17 protein-coding genes are annotated in these 18,355 nt (G+C 71.8%); 9 read left to right on the top strand and 8 right to left on the bottom strand.

Translation table 11 applies throughout. The features are described from left to right. From BLS95_RS32665 to BLS95_RS32675, 3 genes are all read right to left on the bottom strand, one after another. Positions 1-1,182 carry a PucR family transcriptional regulator gene (locus BLS95_RS32665; RefSeq protein ID WP_245765420.1) on the bottom strand — a complete coding sequence of 394 codons (1,182 nt, stop codon included), beginning with the start codon at positions 1,180-1,182 and terminating at the stop codon, positions 1-3. A gap of 64 nt (positions 1,183-1,246) precedes the next feature. Then, positions 1,247-1,447 carry an EF-hand domain-containing protein gene (locus BLS95_RS32670; protein WP_090940263.1) on the bottom strand — a complete coding sequence of 67 codons (201 nt, stop codon included), beginning with the start codon at positions 1,445-1,447 and terminating at the stop codon, positions 1,247-1,249. A gap of 153 nt (positions 1,448-1,600) precedes the next feature. Next, positions 1,601-2,470, bottom strand: a complete 870-nt coding sequence (locus tag BLS95_RS32675; RefSeq protein WP_090940266.1) for a LysR family transcriptional regulator — start codon at positions 2,468-2,470, stop codon at positions 1,601-1,603. 62 nt (positions 2,471-2,532) lie between these two features. On the opposite strand from BLS95_RS32675, the gene BLS95_RS32680 reads away from it, so the two are divergent. Then, positions 2,533-3,513 (top strand): aldo/keto reductase, encoded by a 981-nt coding sequence (locus tag BLS95_RS32680; protein WP_090940466.1) that lies wholly within the window; start codon positions 2,533-2,535, stop codon positions 3,511-3,513. Between the two features lie 193 nt (positions 3,514-3,706). Here the strand turns inward: BLS95_RS32680 and BLS95_RS32685 are convergent, their stop codons facing one another. Both BLS95_RS32685 and BLS95_RS32690 read right to left on the bottom strand, forming a co-directional pair. Further along, positions 3,707-4,990, bottom strand: a complete 1,284-nt coding sequence (locus BLS95_RS32685; protein ID WP_143043951.1) for a hypothetical protein — start codon at positions 4,988-4,990, stop codon at positions 3,707-3,709. 192 nt (positions 4,991-5,182) lie between these two features. Further along, on the bottom strand, positions 5,183-7,531 hold the full coding sequence (locus BLS95_RS32690) for an MMPL family transporter (RefSeq protein ID WP_176993497.1): 2,349 nt from the start codon (positions 7,529-7,531) through the stop codon (positions 5,183-5,185). A gap of 196 nt (positions 7,532-7,727) precedes the next feature. Between BLS95_RS32690 and BLS95_RS32695 the strand changes: the two genes are divergently transcribed. Beyond that, the gene (locus tag BLS95_RS32695; protein ID WP_090940273.1) at positions 7,728-8,972 is read left to right on the top strand and encodes an MFS transporter; all 1,245 of its coding nucleotides are present in this window, start codon (positions 7,728-7,730) and stop codon (positions 8,970-8,972) included. Here BLS95_RS32695 and BLS95_RS32700 read toward each other — a convergent pair. From BLS95_RS32700 to BLS95_RS55995, 3 genes are all read right to left on the bottom strand, one after another. Next, a complete protein-coding gene (locus tag BLS95_RS32700; protein ID WP_090940276.1) occupies positions 8,964-9,473 on the bottom strand; it encodes a hypothetical protein in 510 nt (169 codons plus the stop codon). The two genes, BLS95_RS32695 and BLS95_RS32700, sit on opposite strands and share 9 nt — an antisense overlap. Positions 9,474-9,572: 99 nt before the next feature. After that, positions 9,573-10,703, bottom strand: a complete 1,131-nt coding sequence (locus BLS95_RS55990) for an NAD(P)/FAD-dependent oxidoreductase (RefSeq protein ID WP_176993498.1) — start codon at positions 10,701-10,703, stop codon at positions 9,573-9,575. 38 nt (positions 10,704-10,741) lie between these two features. Then, positions 10,742-11,362 (bottom strand): hypothetical protein, encoded by a 621-nt coding sequence (locus BLS95_RS55995; protein WP_218136091.1) that lies wholly within the window; start codon positions 11,360-11,362, stop codon positions 10,742-10,744. A 69-nt stretch (positions 11,363-11,431) separates the two neighbouring features. On the opposite strand from BLS95_RS55995, the gene BLS95_RS32710 reads away from it, so the two are divergent. The 7 genes from BLS95_RS32710 to BLS95_RS32740 all read left to right on the top strand — a co-directional run bounded on the left by BLS95_RS32710 (position 11,432) and on the right by BLS95_RS32740 (position 18,015). Continuing rightward, a complete protein-coding gene (locus BLS95_RS32710; RefSeq protein ID WP_090940279.1) occupies positions 11,432-12,061 on the top strand; it encodes a helix-turn-helix domain-containing protein in 630 nt (209 codons plus the stop codon). Between the two features lie 79 nt (positions 12,062-12,140). Beyond that, positions 12,141-13,310 (top strand): homogentisate 1,2-dioxygenase, encoded by a 1,170-nt coding sequence (locus tag BLS95_RS32715; RefSeq protein WP_090940282.1) that lies wholly within the window; start codon positions 12,141-12,143, stop codon positions 13,308-13,310. Then, a complete protein-coding gene (locus BLS95_RS32720) occupies positions 13,307-14,074 on the top strand; it encodes a hypothetical protein (RefSeq protein ID WP_176993500.1) in 768 nt (255 codons plus the stop codon). The genes BLS95_RS32715 and BLS95_RS32720 overlap by 4 nt, the downstream gene beginning before the upstream one ends. Next, entirely contained in the window at positions 14,071-15,198 is a 1,128-nt protein-coding gene (gene fahA / locus BLS95_RS32725) for a fumarylacetoacetase (protein WP_090940285.1), read from the top strand. Before BLS95_RS32720 ends, fahA begins: the two co-directional genes overlap by 4 nt. Before the next feature lie 72 nt (positions 15,199-15,270). Continuing rightward, on the top strand, positions 15,271-16,425 hold the full coding sequence (locus tag BLS95_RS32730; RefSeq protein WP_090940288.1) for a L,D-transpeptidase: 1,155 nt from the start codon (positions 15,271-15,273) through the stop codon (positions 16,423-16,425). A gap of 78 nt (positions 16,426-16,503) precedes the next feature. Then, on the top strand, positions 16,504-16,935 hold the full coding sequence (locus tag BLS95_RS32735; protein WP_090940291.1) for an NfeD family protein: 432 nt from the start codon (positions 16,504-16,506) through the stop codon (positions 16,933-16,935). Between the two features lie 3 nt (positions 16,936-16,938). Beyond that, on the top strand, positions 16,939-18,015 hold the full coding sequence (locus BLS95_RS32740; RefSeq protein ID WP_090940294.1) for an SPFH domain-containing protein: 1,077 nt from the start codon (positions 16,939-16,941) through the stop codon (positions 18,013-18,015). Positions 18,016-18,355 lie beyond the last annotated feature (340 nt).

Genomic DNA, 18,355 nt, shown 5'->3' on the forward strand with positions numbered 1-18,355 from the left:
TCAGCGGTCCGCGAGCACCGCCTGGCGGGCCCGGAGCGCGATCTCCAGCTCGAACCGGATGTCCGGATCGGTGAGCTGGTCACCGTACAGCTCCTCCAGCTGCCGCAGCCGGTAGCGCACGGTCTGGGGATGCACGTGCAGCCTGGCCGCCACCTCGCCGGCACCCCGGCCGTGCCGCAACCAGGCGAGCAACGTCTCCGCCAGCCGGTCCTGCTGCGCCGGGCGCAGGTGGGCCAGCGGCGCCAGCCGTACCTCCGCCAGCGCGCTGACCAGCTCCTCGTCCTTGAAGACCACCAGCGTGGCCAGGTGCTCCTGGCACCGCAGCAGCCCACCCGGCAGGACGCCCCGCCGGGACAGCTCCAGCGCCTCCCGCGCCCACCGCAGGGAGGTGGCCGCCGCGGGCAGCGCCACGGCGGGCCCGATGGCGGCCCGCCGCCCGCGCAGCGCGTGCTCCAGCGACTGGGCCCGGCCGGGTCCGGCGGGATCGGGCACCAGCAGGCACGGCACCGGTCGCGCCAGGCCGGCCAGCACGTCGGGTGGCAGCGCGGGGGTGCGGCGGGCGCCGTGCTGGTCGTCCAGCGCCACGCACGCCACCGTCCGCGGCAGCCGCCACCCGGCGGCCCTGGCCAGGTCGGCGACGGCCGCCGGGGCGGCGGGCGGGCGGGTCAGGATCAGGTCGAGCAGGCGGTCGCGGCGGCGGCCGAGCTCGCCCGCGGAGTGCGCCCTGGCCGCCTGGTAGCCCTCGGCCGCCGCGTCGGCGAGCCGGTCGAGGTAGACGAAGATGGCCTCGCCCAGGTCGTACAGGGATTGTGGGGAGAGCCCGAGCGGGCCCGCGAGCTCGGTCAGCCGCCGCCAGCCCACCCGGGCGCCCAGCCGCATCGCGGCCTGCAACTGCTCCAGGTCGCGGCCCTCGGCCGCCTCCCCCTTGCCGATCAGGCGGAACGGCTCGGGGTTCCAGGGGCCGTCCGGGTGCTCGACGCGGTCGAGGAAGCCCGTGACGGCCTGCTCCACCGCCCTCCTGACGGCCTTGAGGTAGAGGTCGTCCGAGGGACGGGCGTACTCGGGGATGCGGGTCCGGATCTCCTCGACCACCTCATCGGTGACCCGGCCGACGCCCGGCCTGAGCCTCCGCACGATGTCCGCGGGGGTACGGCTTTCGCTGCTGTCACTCTCGATGGCCATCGTCCCTCCTGCCGCCGTTGTGACCCCGGCGACAAGAGGATACGGAGCAAGGGCTTGGTTTTTGTCACTTCTGGAGGAAAGCGCCGAACTCCTCCTTGTCGATCAGGCCGTCACCGTCCTGGTCGAGCTTGCGTACGCCCTCCTGCGCGGCCTCCAGGGTCACCGGCTGGCCGAGCACCTCCATCAGCCGTACCAGCTCGACGGCGGAGATGCGGCCGTCCTTGTCGACGTCGATCAGGTCAAAGGTGGTCGAGTAGTCGCTCACGAGTCGCCCTTCTGCGAGTCCGTTGAGGACCTGTACAAGACAGGTCAGAAGGCATTTTTCGCGCGAAGACTATCGGCTCGGGCCCCGGCCCCACCGTGATTGTGGCCGGAAGGTCATCACCGTGGGGTCATCCCGGGCGCCGGCGGCGGCGCCTCATCCGGCCTGCCGCAGCGCCCTGACGAACGCCGCCACCTGCGGCCTGCCGTCCCCCTCCCGCCAGGCGATGGCCAGCTCCGCCGGCGGCAACCCGGTGACCGGCCGGTAGACGAGTCCCGGGCGGTCGTAGAGGGCGGCGTTCCCCTCGGCCACGAGCACCACGCCGAGCCCGCCGGTCACGGCCTCGAACACCTCCTCCGGCGTATGGGCGGTGACCCCGACGACCGGCTCGTCGTCGCGGGCGTCGCGGCCGAGCCAGTAGTCCCGCAGCGGCCCGGCCGCGGCGGGCAGCGCGATGAACGGTTCGTCCCGCAGCGCCGCGAAGGGCACCTCCGTCAGCCCCGCCAGCGCATGATCGTCCGGCAGGGCCACCCCCCGGCGCTCGGTGACCAGCACGTGGATGCCCAGCCCCGGGGGCACCGGCAACCAGACGAACGCCACGTCGGACGACCCGTCGGCCAGCCCGCCGCTGGGGTCGTCCCAGCCGACCAGCCGCAGCGACACCTCCCACTCCGGCATCACCGCCCGGAAGCGTCGCAGGGCCTCCTGCTGCAACCCCCGCCCGACGGCCGTCTGCAGCCCGATCACCAGTGTCCCCGCGGGTGCCGCCGCCCGCACCGCCTCCAGCCCGTCGGCCCAGCGTTCCAGCAGGTCGCGGGCGATCGGCAGCAGCGTCCCGCCCTGCCGGGTGAGCACCACCCCGCTCGGCACCCGCTCGAACAGCCTGAACCCGAGCTGCCGTTCCAGCGCCCTGAGCTGCTTGGACAGCGCCGGCTGGGACACGAACAGGCGCTCGGCCGCCCGCGTCACATTGAGCTCCTCGGCCACGGCGACGAAGTATCGCAAATCCCGCAGATGCGCCTCCATAACCAAGGGTTATAGCAAGAGGTCTTGGACTTCGCATGGGCGGCGGCGGCAGCATCGCCACCATGAGGACACGCCTACTCGGAAGTTTGCAGGTCCCCGCCATCGGCTTCGGCGCCATGGTGCTGTCGCCCGGTGTGTACGGAGACATCGACGACACCCGCGCCGAGACCGCGCTCAAGGCGGCACTGGACGCGGGCGGCACCCATGTGGACACCAGTGACGCCTACGGGGTGAACGGCCACAACGAACGGCTGGTGGGCCGCGCCCTCAAGGGCCGCAGGGACGAGGTGGTGCTCGCCACGAAGTTCGGCCTGGCGATCCCGGAGGGCGAGCCGAGCCGGTCGCACCCGGTGGGCTACGCCTTCAACGAGCTGCGGGTGAACGCTGATCCGCGGCTGATCCGCGGCTACGCGGAACGCAGCCTGCGCAACCTGGACACCGACGTGATCGACCTGTACTACCTCCACTACCCGGACCCCGGCGTCCCGATCGAGGACGTCACCGGGGCCATGGCCGACCTCGTGCGGGACGGCCTGATCAGGCACGTGGGCCTGTCCAACGTGACGGCGGCCCAGCTCAGGGCGGCCCACGCCGTGCACCCGGTCGCGGCCGTGCAGAACGAGTGGTCGATGTGGCGCCCGCTGGACCCGGACCTCCTGGCCACCGCTCGCGAGCTGGGCGTGGGGATCGTGGCGTGGAGCCCGCTGGGCAACGGGTTCCTGACGGGCACCGTACAGTCGCTGGGCGAGGGGGACTTCCGGCACAACGCCCCGCGCTTCTCCGCCGAGAACCTGTCCGCCAACAACGACCGCTACGCCCCGATCAGGACGCTGGCCGCGATGCTGGGCATCTCACCGGCCCAGCTCGCGCTGGCCTGGCTGCTGCACCAGGACGAGCACGTGGTGACCATCCCGGGCAGCCGCACCCCGGCCCACATCGCGGAGAACCTGTCGGCGGCCGACCTCACCCTGCACCCCGACACGCTGGCCAGGATCGACGAGGCCCTCGCCGGCTTCGAGGTGACGGGCGGCACCCTGCTCTGAACGGCGAGCGCCGCCCCGGCCAGGTGGTGGCGCGGGCGGTCCGCCTCGGACGCGGTGACAACCGAAAACCGGCAGGCCCCCGCGCTGAGCTGCGGGGGCCTGCCGGTGCGACGGCGGCACTGGGGCCTGACCTGCGTCAAGCCGCCTGACCTTGGTCAAGCGGCCTGACCGGGGCCAGGCCGCTTCGCCTCGGTCAGGCGGCGTGCAGGTACACCTGGCCGAAGACCTCGGACAGGTTCTTCAGGTCCGTGGCCACGTCCACCTCGGGGTTGGCCGGGTCGTAGACGGTGGCCAGGCGGGGGCGGATCTCGCCGAGCTTCTTGAGCTGGTCCCAGGTGGCGCTGGCGGCCCACTTCTCGCCGTACGCGCGGCTCACCTGGCCCTGGTCGTTCTGCCAGCGGGACCACAGGGTGACGCTCTCGGCGGCGTCCTCCTGGAGCGGGGCCGCGATGCGGTCGGTGATGGCCTGGGTGGTCTGCTCCTCGGTGAGCGGGGCGGCCCCGGCGGTGGCGAAGGAGGCGTCCTCGTACGCGATCTGGCCGTAGGCGTCCCAGGCGCGGGCACGGACCTGGATCGACTGGTTGCGCCGGGCCTCGGCGGCGTCGATCTTCCAGGTGGCGTACTCGGTGGCCAGGTGGCCGGTGTCCAGGGAGAGCTGGTCGATGAGACCGTTGGTCAGCCAGGCGCCGATGTGGTCGGGGTCGAGCAGCGGGTACTTCTTCGTCATCTCGGTCCGGCAGGTCTCATTGCCACCGCAGCCGAACACCGGGACCACCGTGTGCACGGCCAGCTTCTTGCCCGGCACGAGGGCGTGCAGCGCGTTCGAGGCCTCCGTGACGAACTTGTCGACCTCGTCAGCCGAGGCGAACGTCTGGTTGAACCCGAGCTGCGAGGAGAACCTGATCCCGACGACCCCGGGCTGCGTGACGGCCAGCGCGGCGACCTTCTTGGCGGCCTCCTCCAGGTTGCCCGCCTTGTAGTCGTCGGCGAGCTCGGTGTCGATCCAGACGCGCATGCCGGTCGGGGCGACGGCCTGGGTGGCCTGGCCGGCCGGGGTCTGCTGGGCGGCGGCCCGGTCGGCGGCGCTGATGCCGTGGCCGTCCACGTAGCACTGCTCGCCGTTCTGGCACTCGGGCGTGCCGCCGTCCTCGGCGCCCGGCACGTCCGGCGCGCCGACGTCGTGGATCTCACCGTCGCCCTCGGCCTCCGGGCACTGGTCGCCGGGCTGGTCGCAGGTGAGCTCAAGACGGTCCAGCGGGCCGGAGTCGACCATGTTCTTGCCGTCGTCGCTGAGCCAGAAGGCCGCGATCTCCGCGGCCTCCTCGGGGGTGGCCAACGTGCGGCAGACCACGTACGACGGGGTGCCGGCGGGCAGTTGGTCGTTACAGCTGCGGGGGTCGTCCTCCGACCACGCTGGAACGCCTATGCCTAGGAGTGAGAGAGCGAGTCCGATGACGAAGATCTGCCGCAGTCGCATGAGGCCTTTACTTCCCGGGGGTGATCGTGGGCATATCGCACAATATCCGGACGATCAACAACGTTCAATGCGATCTGTCACTTGTCCGGCCACTATCAGCAAGCGGTCAGCGTTCTCGTCGCACGGCGTTTCCTGACCCGTCGAATACCGGACACGCGGGCGTAACGACAACCCCTTTCGTCCGCCTCACGGTCATTCATCCACCTCCATCCACACCCACCCGCGGCCACCGGCCCCCGGCCGCACCACCCTGGCCCGCCCTTCACCCACCTTCACCCACCCGACCCTCCCGGCCTCGACGTCCTCCCCCGGCTCCCCGGCCTCCGCCACCTGCACGGGATCGGTGTCCACGCCGAAGACGACCGGCCACCGATCGGCGCTCGCCGCTACACGGGGCGGTGCGTCCGGTGGGTCACCCGTCTCTTCGCCGGCACTCGCCTGAGGTGAGGGCTTGCGGGGGTGTCGCCAGGCCATGGGGCCCAGGAGCCGGAGGAGGGCGGGTGCCGGCAGCCTAAGCCCCGCCGCCACGGCACCCGCGGCGTCCCCCGTGCGCGACCACTCCGTACGCGCCCGCGACACCAGGAAGAACTCGTGGTTCGTGGAGAGCGCGAACACGACGACCACGATCAGGACCGGCACCGCGGGATCGATCGCTCCCGTGGGACCGAGATACGGGGACAGCGGGCCGTCCTGGGCGGCCCAGGTGAGCGCGCCGCAGGAGGCCCCGAGGGACAGAACGGTCACCAGAAGCCCCTTGACCGCGAGCAGCAGCGATCCGCCGGCGGCGAGCAGCAGCGCCCCCACGGCCAGGGACACCATCAGGGCCAGCCACGGGAGGCCGGCGAGCAGGCTGTCCCGCGCGTCCACCTGTTCGGCGGCGGGCCCGCCGACCACCACCCGGCGCACGTCCGGCTCGGGCGGCATGGACCGGATCAGCCTCACCAGAGCCGGGGCCGCATCCGCGGCGGCCTCGTGCCGGACGGCCAGCCGCACCGCGCCGCCGGCCTGCGATACCCCGGTCACCCGCACGCCCGTCACCTGGGGAAGCTGCTCCAACCGGGCCTTGAGGGGCCGGACGTCGGCCGCGGTGACGCGGGTGACGGCGCTGATCGGCACGTGGCCCTGCCCGAGCGGGCCCGGGGTGGCGGGTCGGGTGGCGAAGGACCGTACGACCAGCACGTGCACGTCGATCGGCGACAGGGCGGCGGGGGCGAAGTCCCGGTCCACGGCCTCCGCCACCTGGCGGCTCTCGGCGGTGGCGGGCAGGGCCCGGTGATCGGGGCTCCCGAACGTGACCCGGGTCAAGGGGAACCCCAGGACGAGCAGCACGAGGATCACCACGACCGCATGCGACACCGACCGCCGCGTGACGCTCGCCGCGACCCCATGCCAGCCCCCACCGCGCCGACCCCCACTGGGCCGGCCCTCAGCAGGCCAACCCCCACCAGACCGACCCCCACCAGACCGGCCCTCGCCGGGAAGGCCCTCGCCGGGAAGGCCCTCGCTCTGACGGCCCCCGCCGTCCCAGCGACGCCCGGGGCCGGGGAGGAGCCGAAGGGCGTTCACCCGTCGGCCGAGGATGCCCAGCAGGGCGGGCAGTACCACCAGCGCGGCCAGCGTCGCGGACGAGGCGGCCGCCGCCGCCCCGAGTCCCGTCGAGCGCAGGAACGGCTGCGGGAACAGCGCGAGCACCAGCAGCCCCGCCGTCACCGCCAGCCCGGCGCAGGCCACGGTACGCCCGGCCGTCGCCACCGTACGCACCACGGCCTGCTCGCTGCCGGCCCCGGCCCGGAGCTCCGCCCTGAACACCCGAAGCACGAACAGCGAATGATCGACGGCCAGGACGAGCCCGAGCATGACGACCACGTACCACGAGACGCCGGCGCCCGGCCGGAGCCAGGCCAGGGCGCCGAGCACCGCCAGGGCGCCGACGACCAGCGGCAGCACGGCCGCCACCAGACTCCCGGACACCAGGACCAGGAGCACCAGCAGCACGGGCGCCGCGACCGCCACGGCCCGGGTCAGGTCGCCGGCGAGGCGCCCGTCGAAGTCCGCCGCCAGCGGCACCGGCCCGCCGACCGACACCCGCAGATTCCCGGCGTCCCTGAGCCGCTCCTCGATGGCCGCGTACCCGGCCCGCTTGGCCTCGGGCCCGCCGCGCAGCGTGACCAGCGCGTACGTCGACCGCCCGTCCCGCGACACCATCTCCCCGGCCCCGCCGGTCCAGTACGTCACCGTCCCCCGCACGTACGCCCCCGGCAGCCGCCGCAGCGAGTCGTGCACCGCCCGCCGGTATCGCGGGTCCCGGACCTTGACCGTCGGATGCCGGTAGAGGACGACCACGTCCGCGGCGCCGCCGTACCACGCCTCGGTCCAGCGCGCGGCGGTGGCGGAGTCGGTGCGCGGGTCCTCGAAGCCGCCCGCCACCGGCCCTGACGGTGGCCCTGCCACCAGCGGCGCGGCGAGCACGGTGGCCGCCAGGCTCAGCACCAGCAGCGTCCACCTACCGCGATGGACCAGGCGCCCAACGGACTCGAACAAAGGCTTGCGGTCCCCTCGCCGACAGCAGGGACCTAGCAAATTACGGGAGACAGCCGGGCGGTTCTTGCCAAACATCCGCACATTCCGCGTTCAGTCTTGTCAGGACAGTGACAACACCGGGCGAAATATCGGGCGACAAAGAGCGGGCGGAAACGGCAGAATTACGGGGTTTGACGCGATTTTTGGGGGCGCGACCGTGCACAGTTACTTGGGCGATCTGGGCCTGCTCCGGGACCGCCGGTTCACGCTGCTGCTGGTGGCGCGCACGATCTCGGTCCTGGGCAGCGCGTTCGCGCCTGTCGCGCTGGCGTTCGGCATCCTCGGCCTGCCGGGGGCCACCGCCTCGACGCTCTCCGTGGTGCTCACCGCCGAGTCGGTGCCCATGATCGTGTTCATGCTGGCCGGCGGTGTCATCGCGGACCGGCTGCCGCGGCAGCGGGTGATGATGGTGGGCGAGTTCCTGATGATGACGGGGTTCCTCGCGCTGGCGTGCATGCTGCTCGTCGGCTGGACCCCGCTTCCCGCGATGGCCGCCGCGGCGGCGCTGAGCGGGGTGGCCACGGCGATCACGTTCCCGGCGCTGACCGGGATCATCCCCGAGGTCGTGCCGGTCGACCGGCTGCAGACCGGCAACGCCCTGCTCGGCCTGGGCGCGAACGCCTCCCGCGTGGCCGGCGCGGTGCTCGGCGGGGGCACGGTGGTGCTGTTCGGCGGGGGCTGGGCGCTGGCGGCGAGCGCCGCGATGTTCGCGCTCGCGGGCGTGCTGATCGCGATGTTGCGGCTGCCGCCGGGCGATCGGAACGCGGCCGGGCGGCACTCGGTGTTGGGCGACCTGCGCGAGGGGTGGCGGGAGTTCCGGTCGCGGCAGTGGATCTGGGTGGTCGTGGCGCAGTTCTCGCTGCTGGTGATGGCGGTCCAGGCCGGGCACGGGGTGCTCGGGCCGCTGCTGGCCAAGGAGTCGCTGGGCGGCCCGGCGGCCTGGTCGGCGTTCCTGGCGGGCGAGGCCGTCGGGACGATCGCCGGGGTGCTGGTCTCGATGCGAGTGCGGCCCAGCCGTCCGATCCTGGTGGCGGTGCTGTTGTGCCTGCCGGCGGCGCTGCCGTATGTGCTGCTCGGGCTGGACGCGCCGCTCTGGGGGATCGTGGTCGGGGCCTTCGTGTTCGGCGTGTGCTTCGACGTGTTCGGGGTGCTGTGGCAGACGGCGATGCAGCGCGAGGTCCCGGCCGAGTCCCTGTCGCGGGTCAGCTCGTACGACGTGCTGGGGTCGATGATGTTCGGCCCGATCGGGCTGCTGCTGGCGGGGCCGGCGGCGAGCCTGTTCGGCACCGAGGAGGCGCTGCTCGGATGTGCGGTCCTCGTCGTGCTGCCCACGCTCGCCGCGCTGCTGTCGCCGGGGGTGCGCAACCTGCGCGCCCCCCGGCTCGAACCCGTCTCAAGCTGACCTGAAGCAGGCGTTGGCCCTGGGCTGGAACATGAGCGCCATCGCCCCCAGCACGGCCAGCACGTGCAGGATCCGGCTGGCCGCGAAGGCCAGTCCCATCGCGTCGGCCCCGGCCACGGCGGCGGCGATCGAGCCCCCGTCCAGCAGCCACTGGATCGGCCCGACCACCAGCGAGAGCGTGCCGAACACGCCCAGCGTCCCGGCCAGGGTCCAGCGCGCCCAGTTCTTGCCGTGCCTGAGCCGCAGGGTCAGGAAGACCGCCCCGGCGAACACCGCCAGCCGGAGCCCGACCTGCGGCAGCAGCTCGGCGAGCGTGGAGGTGCCCGCCGTCAGCTCCTGCGTGACCACCAGCGCGGTCTCGGTGACGCCGAGCCCCACGGCCACGAACCAGAGCATGGCGGCGGCGGATACGACGGGCGGGATGTCGTTGGGAGGGCGGGTCCCGGTCCGGGGGGCGGTGATCTTGGCAGTGTCCGTGGCGGTGCTGGTCGAGGTGCTCATGACGGGCCTTTCGGAGTCCGGCGGGTTGTCACTGAAGTGTCCGCCGCGCGGGCCGTCCGGTTCATGCCCGCCGTCCCCCGAGTTCCGGTGAGGAGCGCCCTACCGGACCTGTCCGCTCGTCCTCAGTCCGCGGGAGGGGGTGCGGTCATGCGGCCCGAAGCGGGGCTCGGGCGGGTGGGTCCCGTCGAGCACGCCCGCCATGTACTCGGCCAGCGCCGGAGCGTGCTTGAACCCGTGTCCCGAATCCCCGCCCAGCAGCCACACCCCCGGTGACACCTCGGTGATGAGCCACTCGGCGTCGGGGGTGAGCGTGTACTGGCACACCTGGCTGAACAGCACCGGCGCCGCCGCCAGCGAGGGGAACCTGCGCCGCAGGTAGGCCCTGGCCACCTCCTCGCTGTGCGCGTCCACGACCCGGCTGCCGTGCTCCGGCTCGTACGGCGGCCCCTCCGCGTCGGAGGTGGCCTTCATCCCCACCCCGTCCACGTCGCCGTGCCCGTAGATGGAGGCCCCGTACTCCAGCCAGGCCGGCGTCTCGGGCAACGACCACGCGGCCGGCACCGCGAAGTGCAGCGTGTCCTGCTTCGTCACGGTCAGCTGCCCGAGCTCGAACAGCGCGGGCAACCACGCGCCGCACGCCCACACCACCCGGTCGGCGTGCCATACCTCGCCGCCGACCTCGACCGCGCTCAGATAAGGCGAACCGTCCCCCGGTACGGGCGTCGCCCGGCCCCTGACCAGCCGGACCCCGGCCGCCACCGCCAGGGCCGCGGTCACCTGGGTGGCCCGCCTGGCCCGCAGCACGCCCGCGTGCGGCTCCCAGAGCAGGAAGGACAGGTCGTCGCCGCGGAAGTCGGGGAAGAACCTGCCGCCGTCGCGGGGGTCCAGTACCTCACACTCGATGTCCAAATTTTTTAGGACCTGGGCGCTGGCCTGCTCCCACCCGTCCGGCGTGCCGGCGAACCACACCATGCCCGCCTCCAGGTAGAGCTCCTCCCCCACCCGCTCGCCCAGCCGCCGCCAGTCGTCCCTGGCCTGCCAGGCGAGGCGGGCGTACCAGTCGTCGGAGCCGTGCGCGCAGCGCATCAGCCGGGTCTCGCCCGCGCTGGCCTGCCGTACGTGACCCGGTTTGTACTGTTCCACGAGCGTCACCTGCCAGCCCGTTTCGGCCAGCCGCAATGCCAGTGACGACCCCCAAATGCCCGCTCCGACCACAATGACCGATTTCATAAGACCACGGTGACCGTAAAGGCCGGTGACAGCAAGGCTCAGACGATGATGAGCCGGACGACGACGCCCGCGCAGTTGCCCGCCACGCAGATCCGTACCGGCACCTCGGAGACGCCCGGCGCCTCGGGAACGCCGCCCACGTGGCCGTCGGGTCCGATGGTGACGTGCCGGGGCAGCTTGGCGTGGTTGGTCACGGTGAAGGTGGGGATCACGCCGTCGGGGCCGCCGTCGACGCCGATCTCGCCGTTCAGCGCGGCGCCCACGCGGCCGGGGAAGATCAGCTCGCGCGGCTCCCAGGGCACGTTGGGCAGCACCACGAGGGTGACCCGCTGCACGTGGCACGACAGACCGGCGCAGAGCTGGATCGGGGCGGTGTAGGTGCCGGCGCGGCGCGGCGTGCCGTACACCCTGCCGGTGCCGTCGACCCTGACGCCGACGGCCAGGTAGGCGGCACGGAAGTCGACGCCGGGCGCGGTGGGCAGCAGCCGCTGGTCGACCTCGATGCCCTCGGTGACGTAGAAGGTGTCCTCCACCAGGGCCCGCCGGGGGTCGAGCGGGGCCTCCTCGGACATCCGGGTCATGGTGAGGGAGGGCACGGTGAGCGACAGCGCGCATACGGCTGCCCCGACAAGCAGGAGCGCCCACTTCTGCCGCATCATCAATCCCCCCGGCTCAACTCACCGTTACGTACCCCCTTCACCGCGCAGCGTCACTAGATAATCGGTCACATGGCCGCTGAATCCGCTCAGACCCTGGAACGCGGGCTCCGCCTGCTGAGACTGCTCGCCGACGGCAGGGCCGGGCGCACCCCGACCGAGCTGAGCGCCGAGCTGTCGCTGAGCCGGCCCGTGGTCTACCGGCTGCTGACGACGCTGATGAACGAGGGGTTCGTCCGCCGGGACGCCGAGGGGCGGGTGCACCTCGGGTTCGGGCTGCTGGTGCTGGCGCAGGCCGTACAACCGCTGTTGCGGGCGGCGGCGGTGCCGACGTTGCGGCGGTTGGCCGAGGAGGTGGGCGCGACCGCGCACCTGACCGTGGCCGAGGGCGACGACGGGCTGGCCGTGGCGGTGGTGGAGCCGTCGTGGACCGACATGCACGTGGCCTACCGCGAGGGCTCGCGCCATTCGCTGGCCAGAGGCGCGGCGGGGCGGGCGATCCTGGCGTTGCGCGAAGGTCTGGATGACTACTTCGTGACGGAAGGGCAGTTGCAGGAAGGAGCGAAAGGAGTCGCCGCGCCGGTGACGGGGCTTCCGTGGCTGGAGGCGTCGGTGGGCGTGGTGACGTTCGGACCGCTCAGGGAGTCCACGGGGCCGCGGGTCGTCGCCGCAGCCGCCGAGCTCGCGGCCGCGCTGGGTTGACATCTCCATACCGATAGCGGACGGTTGTCCCAGATAGAGGACATGTACGTCCGATTAACGGACACGACGGAGGAGAGAAATGCCCTACTACCGTGTCGTCGGGGAGGTCCCGCGCAAGCGACACGTGCAGTTCAGGCGCCCGGACGGCGGTCTCTACGCGGAGGAGCTGATGGGCGAGGAAGGGTTCTCGTCCGATTCCTCGCTGCTCTACCATCGCCACCTGCCGACCGCGATCGTCAAGGTCGAGGCGGTCACTCCGGCGAACGAGACCCGCCTCGCGCCCAACCTGCCGCTCTCGCCGCGCCACTTCCGCACGCAGGAGCTGCGCGGCACGGGCGACCTCGTCATGGGTCGCATGCCGCTGGCGGGCAACGGCGACGTCCGATTGTCGTACGCCACCAGCGACCAGCCGAGCGAGCTCTACCGCAACTCCACCGGTGACGAGTGCGTCTACGTGCAGCGCGGCAGCGTGCGCTTCGAGTCCACGTACGGCGTGATCGAGGCCGGGGAGGGCGACTACGTGGTCGTGCCGACCGGGACGATCCACCGCTGGGTGCCCAACGGGCAGGTCAACGTGCTGGCCATCGAGGCGTTCGGGCACATCAGGCCGCCCAAACGATATCTGTCGCAGCACGGGCAGTTCCTGGAGCACGCGCCCTACTGCGAGCGCGACCTGCGCGCCCCCGCCGAGCCGCTGATCGTCGCGGGCGAGGAGGTGCCGGTGCTGGTGCGCACCCGGGGCGGGCTGACCAGGATGTTCTTCCGCAACCACCCGTTCGACGTGGTCGGCTGGGACGGCTGCCTGTATCCGTTCGCGTTCAACATCAACGACTTCGAGCCGATCGTGAAGCGGACGCACGCGCCGCCGCCGGTGCACCAGACGTTCGAGGGGCCGGGGTTCGTGGTGTGCTCGTTCTGCCCGCGGCCGCTGGACTACCATCCCGAGGCCGTGCCGATCCCGTACAACCATCACAACGTGGACTCCGACGAGTTCATGTTCTACGTGGGCGGCGACTACTCGGCGCGCCAGGGTTCGGGCATCGACGTCGGCTCGATCTCGCTGCACCCGGCAGGGTTCACGCACGGGCCGCAGCCCGGAGCCGTCGAGGCGGTGGTCGAGGCGGTCGCCCGCGGCGTCACGACGACGAGCGAGCTGGCCGTCATGGTCGACACGTTCCGCCCGCTCGACCTCGGCCAGGGCGCCCTGGCGTGCGAGGATCCCGGCTACGCCTGGACCTGGGCCCGATGAGCGTCTACAACGCGCTGATCGACGACGCCGGCCTGTTCCCGCCGACCTCGCTGCACATGGACGAGGCGCTCGAACGCAACCGGCGCGACCTGGAGCGGGGCAACCCGGTGCTCACCCACCGCTTCCTGTGCCCGGCCAGCCGGCTCGACCGGTTGCGCGGCATGGCGTACCGGCCGCGGCGGATCGGCCTGATCGCGGACACGACACGGCTGCCCTCCTTCGACGACCTGCCGGTGGACTTCGTCGAGGCCCTGCTGCCGCCCGACTCGACGGTCGAGGCACTGGCCGGCACGCTCGGGCTGCCCTCGGACGTGCGGCTCTTCGTCGAGGTGGAGCCGCGCAGAACGGGCATCGACGTGCCCGCGGGCGTGGGGCTGAAGGTGCGCTGCGGCGGGTCGAGCGCCGAGGCGTTCCCGGCGGTGGAGCATCTGGCGGGGTTCATCAGGCATTGCGTCGAGCACGGCATCCCGTTCAAGGCCACCGCCGGGCTGCATCACGCCGTACGCCACTTCGACCCCTCGCTCGGCGTCGACCGGCACGGCTTCCTGAACCTGGTGCTGGCGGTCTGCGAGGCCGTGGAGGGGCGCGATCCGGCGCCCGTGCTGCGCACCACCGACGTGGGCCACCTCGTACGCCTCGCGCAGGCCGTACCGGAGGGCACCGCGAGACGGGCCAGGACGCTGCTGGTGAGCTACGGCTCGTGCAGCACCAGCACGCCGCTCGAAGACCTGCACACCCTCGGACTGATCAAGGAGAAAGTGTGAACGGGCACGCCGGGGCACTGGGGAGCTGGGGAGTGGACAACCTGCCCTACGGGGTGTTCTCGGCCCCCGGCGAACGGCCGAGGGTGGGGGTGCGCTTCGGCGACCGGGTGCTCGACCTGGCGCCCGCGCTGCACGACGAGGTGTTCGCCGCGCCCTCGCTCAACCCGTTCATGGCCCGTGGCCGCGCGGCCTGGCACGACACCAGGACCCTGATCCAGAACAAGCTCACCGACGACCTCACCGTCATCGAGCGGCACCTGATCCCGCTGGAGCAGGTGCGGCTGCACCTGCCCTTCGAGGTGGCCGACTACGTCGACTTCTACTGCTCGATCGAGCACGCGAGCAACGTGGGCAAGATCTTCCGTCCCGGCTCGGAGCCGCTCCAGCCCAACTGGCGGCACCTTCCGGTCGGCTACCACGGCAGGGCGGGCACGGTCGTCGTGTCCGGCACTCCCGTCAGGCGGCCCAGCGGGCAGCTCGGGGCGGGGGTGTTCGGGCCGTGCGCGAAGCTGGACATCGAGGCGGAGCTGGGGTTCGTGGTCGGGGTGCCGACCGCGCCCGGCGTCCCAGCAGGGCCGCTGGAGGAGCACGTGTTCGGAGTGACGCTGGTCAACGACTGGAGCGCGCGCGACATCCAGGCGTGGGAGTACGTGCCGCTGGGGCCGTTCCTGGCCAAGTCGTTCGCCACGTCGGTGTCGCCGTGGATCACCCCGCTGGAGGCGCTGCCCAGGATCCCCGGGCGCGCGCAGGATCCCGAACCGGTGGCCTACCTGGGCCGGCAGGCCGACTGGGGGCTGGACATCTCCCTGGAGGTGCTGCTCAACGGGGAGGTCGTGGCGCGGCCACCGTACTCGGGGATGTACTGGACGCCTGACCAGATGCTGGCGCACATGACGGTGAACGGCGCCTCGCTGCGCACCGGGGACCTGTTCGCCAGCGGCACAATCTCCGGGCCGGAGCGCGACCAGCGGGGCTCACTCATCGAGCTGACCTGGAACGGAGCCGATCCGATCAAGCTGGCGAGCGGCGAGACGCGCTCATTCCTGGAGGACGGCGACACCGTCACCATCCGGGCCACCGCCGGCGCCCTGACATTGGGCGAGGTTTCCGGAACCGTCGGATAAGTAACTCAACGTGCTTGGCCGCTGACTCCTCGCTACCCTGGGATCGCCCTTCCCTCGGAAAGCAGGAGTCACATGCGGCGTGCCGTGCTGATCTGTGTCGCCCTCCTCCTGATCTGCTGCGGTTGCGGCGCCGCGCCGGCCGAGCCTCCCTCCCCGCCCCCGGTCGTGCAGATCCGGCCGGCCCTCGACAGCAAGCACGCCCGACCGGAGCGCGGCGTGGTGGTCAGGGCGCGGGGCGGCACGCTCGGCAGGGTCCTGGTCTCCGAAGGCGGGCAGCACGTGCCGGGCAGGCTCGACGGCTCGCACACCGTCTGGCGCTCCGACTGGACGCTGAAACCCGGGGCCGAATACACGGTGACCGCCACGGCCGCGGCCCCGCGGGGCCCCGCCACGGTGGCGACGGGCCGTTTCCGCACCCGGGCCGCGGACCGCACGGTGCGGGTGGCCTCGACCGCGCCGCTGCCCGGCGAGACGGTCGGCACCGGGATGCCGGTCATCATCGACTTCGACGGCCCGGTGGCGGACAAGGCGGCCGTCGAGCGGGCGCTGGAGGTCAGGTCGGAGACCCCGGTCGAGGGGGCGTGGCGGTGGATCGGCGACACGCGGGTGGTCTACCGCACCCGGCGGTTCTGGGCGCCCAGGCAGCAGGTCACGGTCACCGCCCATCTGGCCGGGGTGCGGGTGGCCGACGGCGTCTACGGCGGCGTCGACTCCACCTTCGCCTTCACCGTCGGCCGCGACCAGACCACCTCGATCGACACCACGACGCACCGTATGGTGGTCCAGCGCGACGGCAGGGTGGTGCAGCGCATGGCCATCAGCGCGGGCATGGCCACCACCCCCGAATACACCACGACCAGCGGCATCCACCTGACGATGGACAAGGCCAGCCCGGTCCGCATGGTCTCGCCCGGCCGGGAGAAGGGCGAACCCGGCTTCTACGACGTGATGATCGAGCACGCCGTACGCATCTCCGACAGCGGCGAATACGTGCACGCCAAGGACAACGTATGGGCGCAGGGCCGGGCAAATGTCAGCCATGGTTGCATCAATTCCCGCCCTGACCAGGCGGCGTGGTTCTTCGACAATTCCCTGCGCGGCGACCCGGTCACCATCACGGGCACCAGCCGCGAGCTCGAATGGGACAACGGCTGGGGATTCTGGCAGCTCTCGTGGCGCAGGTGGCGGGAAGGAAGCGCCTTGTCCGGCGGCGGACGGGTCCCATGAAGATAATTCCAGGACTAACGTAGTAAGGGGGGAACCGCAAGCGAAGACAGGCCCGTTGTCCTACCAGGAGGGCCGGACATGGATGAATGGATCATCTGGGTAATCCTCGCAGTCGTCCTCGGCGTGGCCGAAATCTTCACGCTCACGGCCTCGTTGGGGCTGCTGGGCGCGGCAGCTCTCCTCACCGCGGGGACGGCGGCCCTCGGATTGCCCGTTCCCCTGCAATTGCTCTTCTTCGCACTCTCGTCGGCGGCCGGACTGCTGGTGATCAGGCCGATCGCGTTGCGCCATATCAGCCAGCCGCCACCACAGCGGTTCGGCATCGAGGCACTGGTCGGCAAACCCGCCTACGTGATCTCGGAGGTCACCGGTCGCGACGGGCGCGTACGCATCGGGGGCGAGGAATGGTCGGCACGCGCCTATGACGAAACACTGGTGATCCCCACAGGGGCGACCGTCGACATCATCGAGATCGAAGGGGCTACAGCCCTCGTATATCCCCGGGAGTGACCCATGGATCCGCTGTTGCTGGTCGGACTTTTCATCATACTTTTCGCGGCATTCACGGTCCTCAAGGCCGTCCGCATCGTTCCGCAGGCGCGGGCCCGCAACGTGGAGCGGCTCGGTCGCTACCACCGCACGCTCAAGCCGGGTCTCAACTTCGTCATCCCGTACATCGACCGCGTCTACCCCGTCATCGACCTCCGCGAGCAGGTCGTCAGCTTCCGCCCGCAGCCCGTCATCACCGAGGACAACCTGGTCGTGGAGATCGACACGGTGCTCTACTTCCAGGTGACCGACCCGCGGGCGGCGGCGTACGAGATCGCCAACTACATCCACGGCGTCGAGCAGCTCACCGTCACGACGCTGCGTAACGTGGTCGGCTCCATGGACCTGGAGAAGACCCTGACCTCCCGCGACACCATCAACAGCCAGCTGCGCGGCGTGCTCGACGAGGCCACCGGCAAGTGGGGCCTGCGCGTCAACCGCGTCGAGATCAAGGCCATCGACCCGCCCAAGACCATCAAGGACGCGATGGAGAAGCAGATGCGGGCCGAGCGTGACAAGCGGGCCGCGATCCTCAACGCGGAGGGCCAGCGGCAGTCGCAGATCCTCACGGCCGAGGGTGACAAGCAGAGCCGCATCCTGCGGGCCGAGGGCCAGCGCACGGCGGCCATCCTGGAGGCCGAGGGCCAGTCGCGGGCCATCGACCAGGTCTTCCAGGCGGTGCACCGCAACGACCCGGACCCGAAGCTGCTGGCGTACCAGTATCTGCAGGTCCTGCCGCAGCTCGCGCAGGGCGAGGGCAACACGTTCTGGGTGATCCCCAGCGAGGTGACGTCGGCGCTGCAGGGCGTCTCCAAGGCGTTCACGGAGGCCCTGCCCAGGTCGGCGGCGACCAGGGACGAGCTCCCGGAGTCGGCGGAGATGGACGAGGAGGTCGCCAAGGCCTCGGAGGCTGCGGCCGAGGCGGTCGCGGACGCCCAGGAGGCGGAGAGCCCCAAGGGCCCCCGCCAGCTCACCCAGGGCGCCCAGGAGCCGTCCCCGTTCCCCGACCTGGACCGCAAACCCAAGGAAGCCGAACACTGACCCACGCCCTACGCCCGGCGATGCCCTCGTAGTGCCTTTTCATGGCAAGCACGGCCACACGCCCCTTCCCGGGGATGCCCCTCCCAGGGTCCTTGCATGGGAACTGCGGCCACACGGCCTACGCCCGAGGCGCCCGACCGCACGGCCCCTTCCCCGGGCACCGACCGCACGGCCTACGCCCGAGGTGCCCGACCGCGCGGCCCCTTCCCGGGGGTGCCGACCACGCGACCCTTGCCCGGGGTGGTCGCCCGCCGCACGGCGGGCGCTCCGGGCTTGGCTCTCACGCGACCCGGCATCGTGGGACCGCGCTTCGTAGTAGGAGTGGTGTCAAGGGGCGAGG

The sequence above is a fragment of the Nonomuraea jiangxiensis genome, from assembly GCF_900099965.1.
Lineage (GTDB): Bacteria > Actinomycetota > Actinomycetes > Streptosporangiales > Streptosporangiaceae > Nonomuraea > Nonomuraea jiangxiensis.

Bases quoted from the DNA above. Each gene is read 5' to 3' on its own strand.
- BLS95_RS32665 (WP_245765420.1), bottom strand. From the start codon at position 1,182: ATGGCCATCGAGAGTGACAGCAGCGAAAGCCGTACCCCCGCGGACATC.
- BLS95_RS32675 (WP_090940266.1), bottom strand. From the start codon at position 2,470: ATGGAGGCGCATCTGCGGGATTTGCGATACTTCGTCGCCGTGGCCGAG.
- BLS95_RS32680 (WP_090940466.1), top strand. From the start codon at position 2,533: ATGAGGACACGCCTACTCGGAAGTTTGCAGGTCCCCGCCATCGGCTTC.
- BLS95_RS32685 (WP_143043951.1), bottom strand. From the start codon at position 4,990: ATGCGACTGCGGCAGATCTTCGTCATCGGACTCGCTCTCTCACTCCTA.
- BLS95_RS32700 (WP_090940276.1), bottom strand. From the start codon at position 9,473: ATGAGCACCTCGACCAGCACCGCCACGGACACTGCCAAGATCACCGCC.
- BLS95_RS55990 (WP_176993498.1), bottom strand. From the start codon at position 10,703: ATGAAATCGGTCATTGTGGTCGGAGCGGGCATTTGGGGGTCGTCACTG.
- BLS95_RS55995 (WP_218136091.1), bottom strand. From the start codon at position 11,362: ATGATGCGGCAGAAGTGGGCGCTCCTGCTTGTCGGGGCAGCCGTATGC.
- BLS95_RS32710 (WP_090940279.1), top strand. From the start codon at position 11,432: ATGGCCGCTGAATCCGCTCAGACCCTGGAACGCGGGCTCCGCCTGCTG.
- BLS95_RS32715 (WP_090940282.1), top strand. From the start codon at position 12,141: ATGCCCTACTACCGTGTCGTCGGGGAGGTCCCGCGCAAGCGACACGTG.
- BLS95_RS32720 (WP_176993500.1), top strand. From the start codon at position 13,307: ATGAGCGTCTACAACGCGCTGATCGACGACGCCGGCCTGTTCCCGCCG.
- BLS95_RS32730 (WP_090940288.1), top strand. From the start codon at position 15,271: ATGCGGCGTGCCGTGCTGATCTGTGTCGCCCTCCTCCTGATCTGCTGC.
- BLS95_RS32735 (WP_090940291.1), top strand. From the start codon at position 16,504: ATGGATGAATGGATCATCTGGGTAATCCTCGCAGTCGTCCTCGGCGTG.
- BLS95_RS32740 (WP_090940294.1), top strand. From the start codon at position 16,939: ATGGATCCGCTGTTGCTGGTCGGACTTTTCATCATACTTTTCGCGGCA.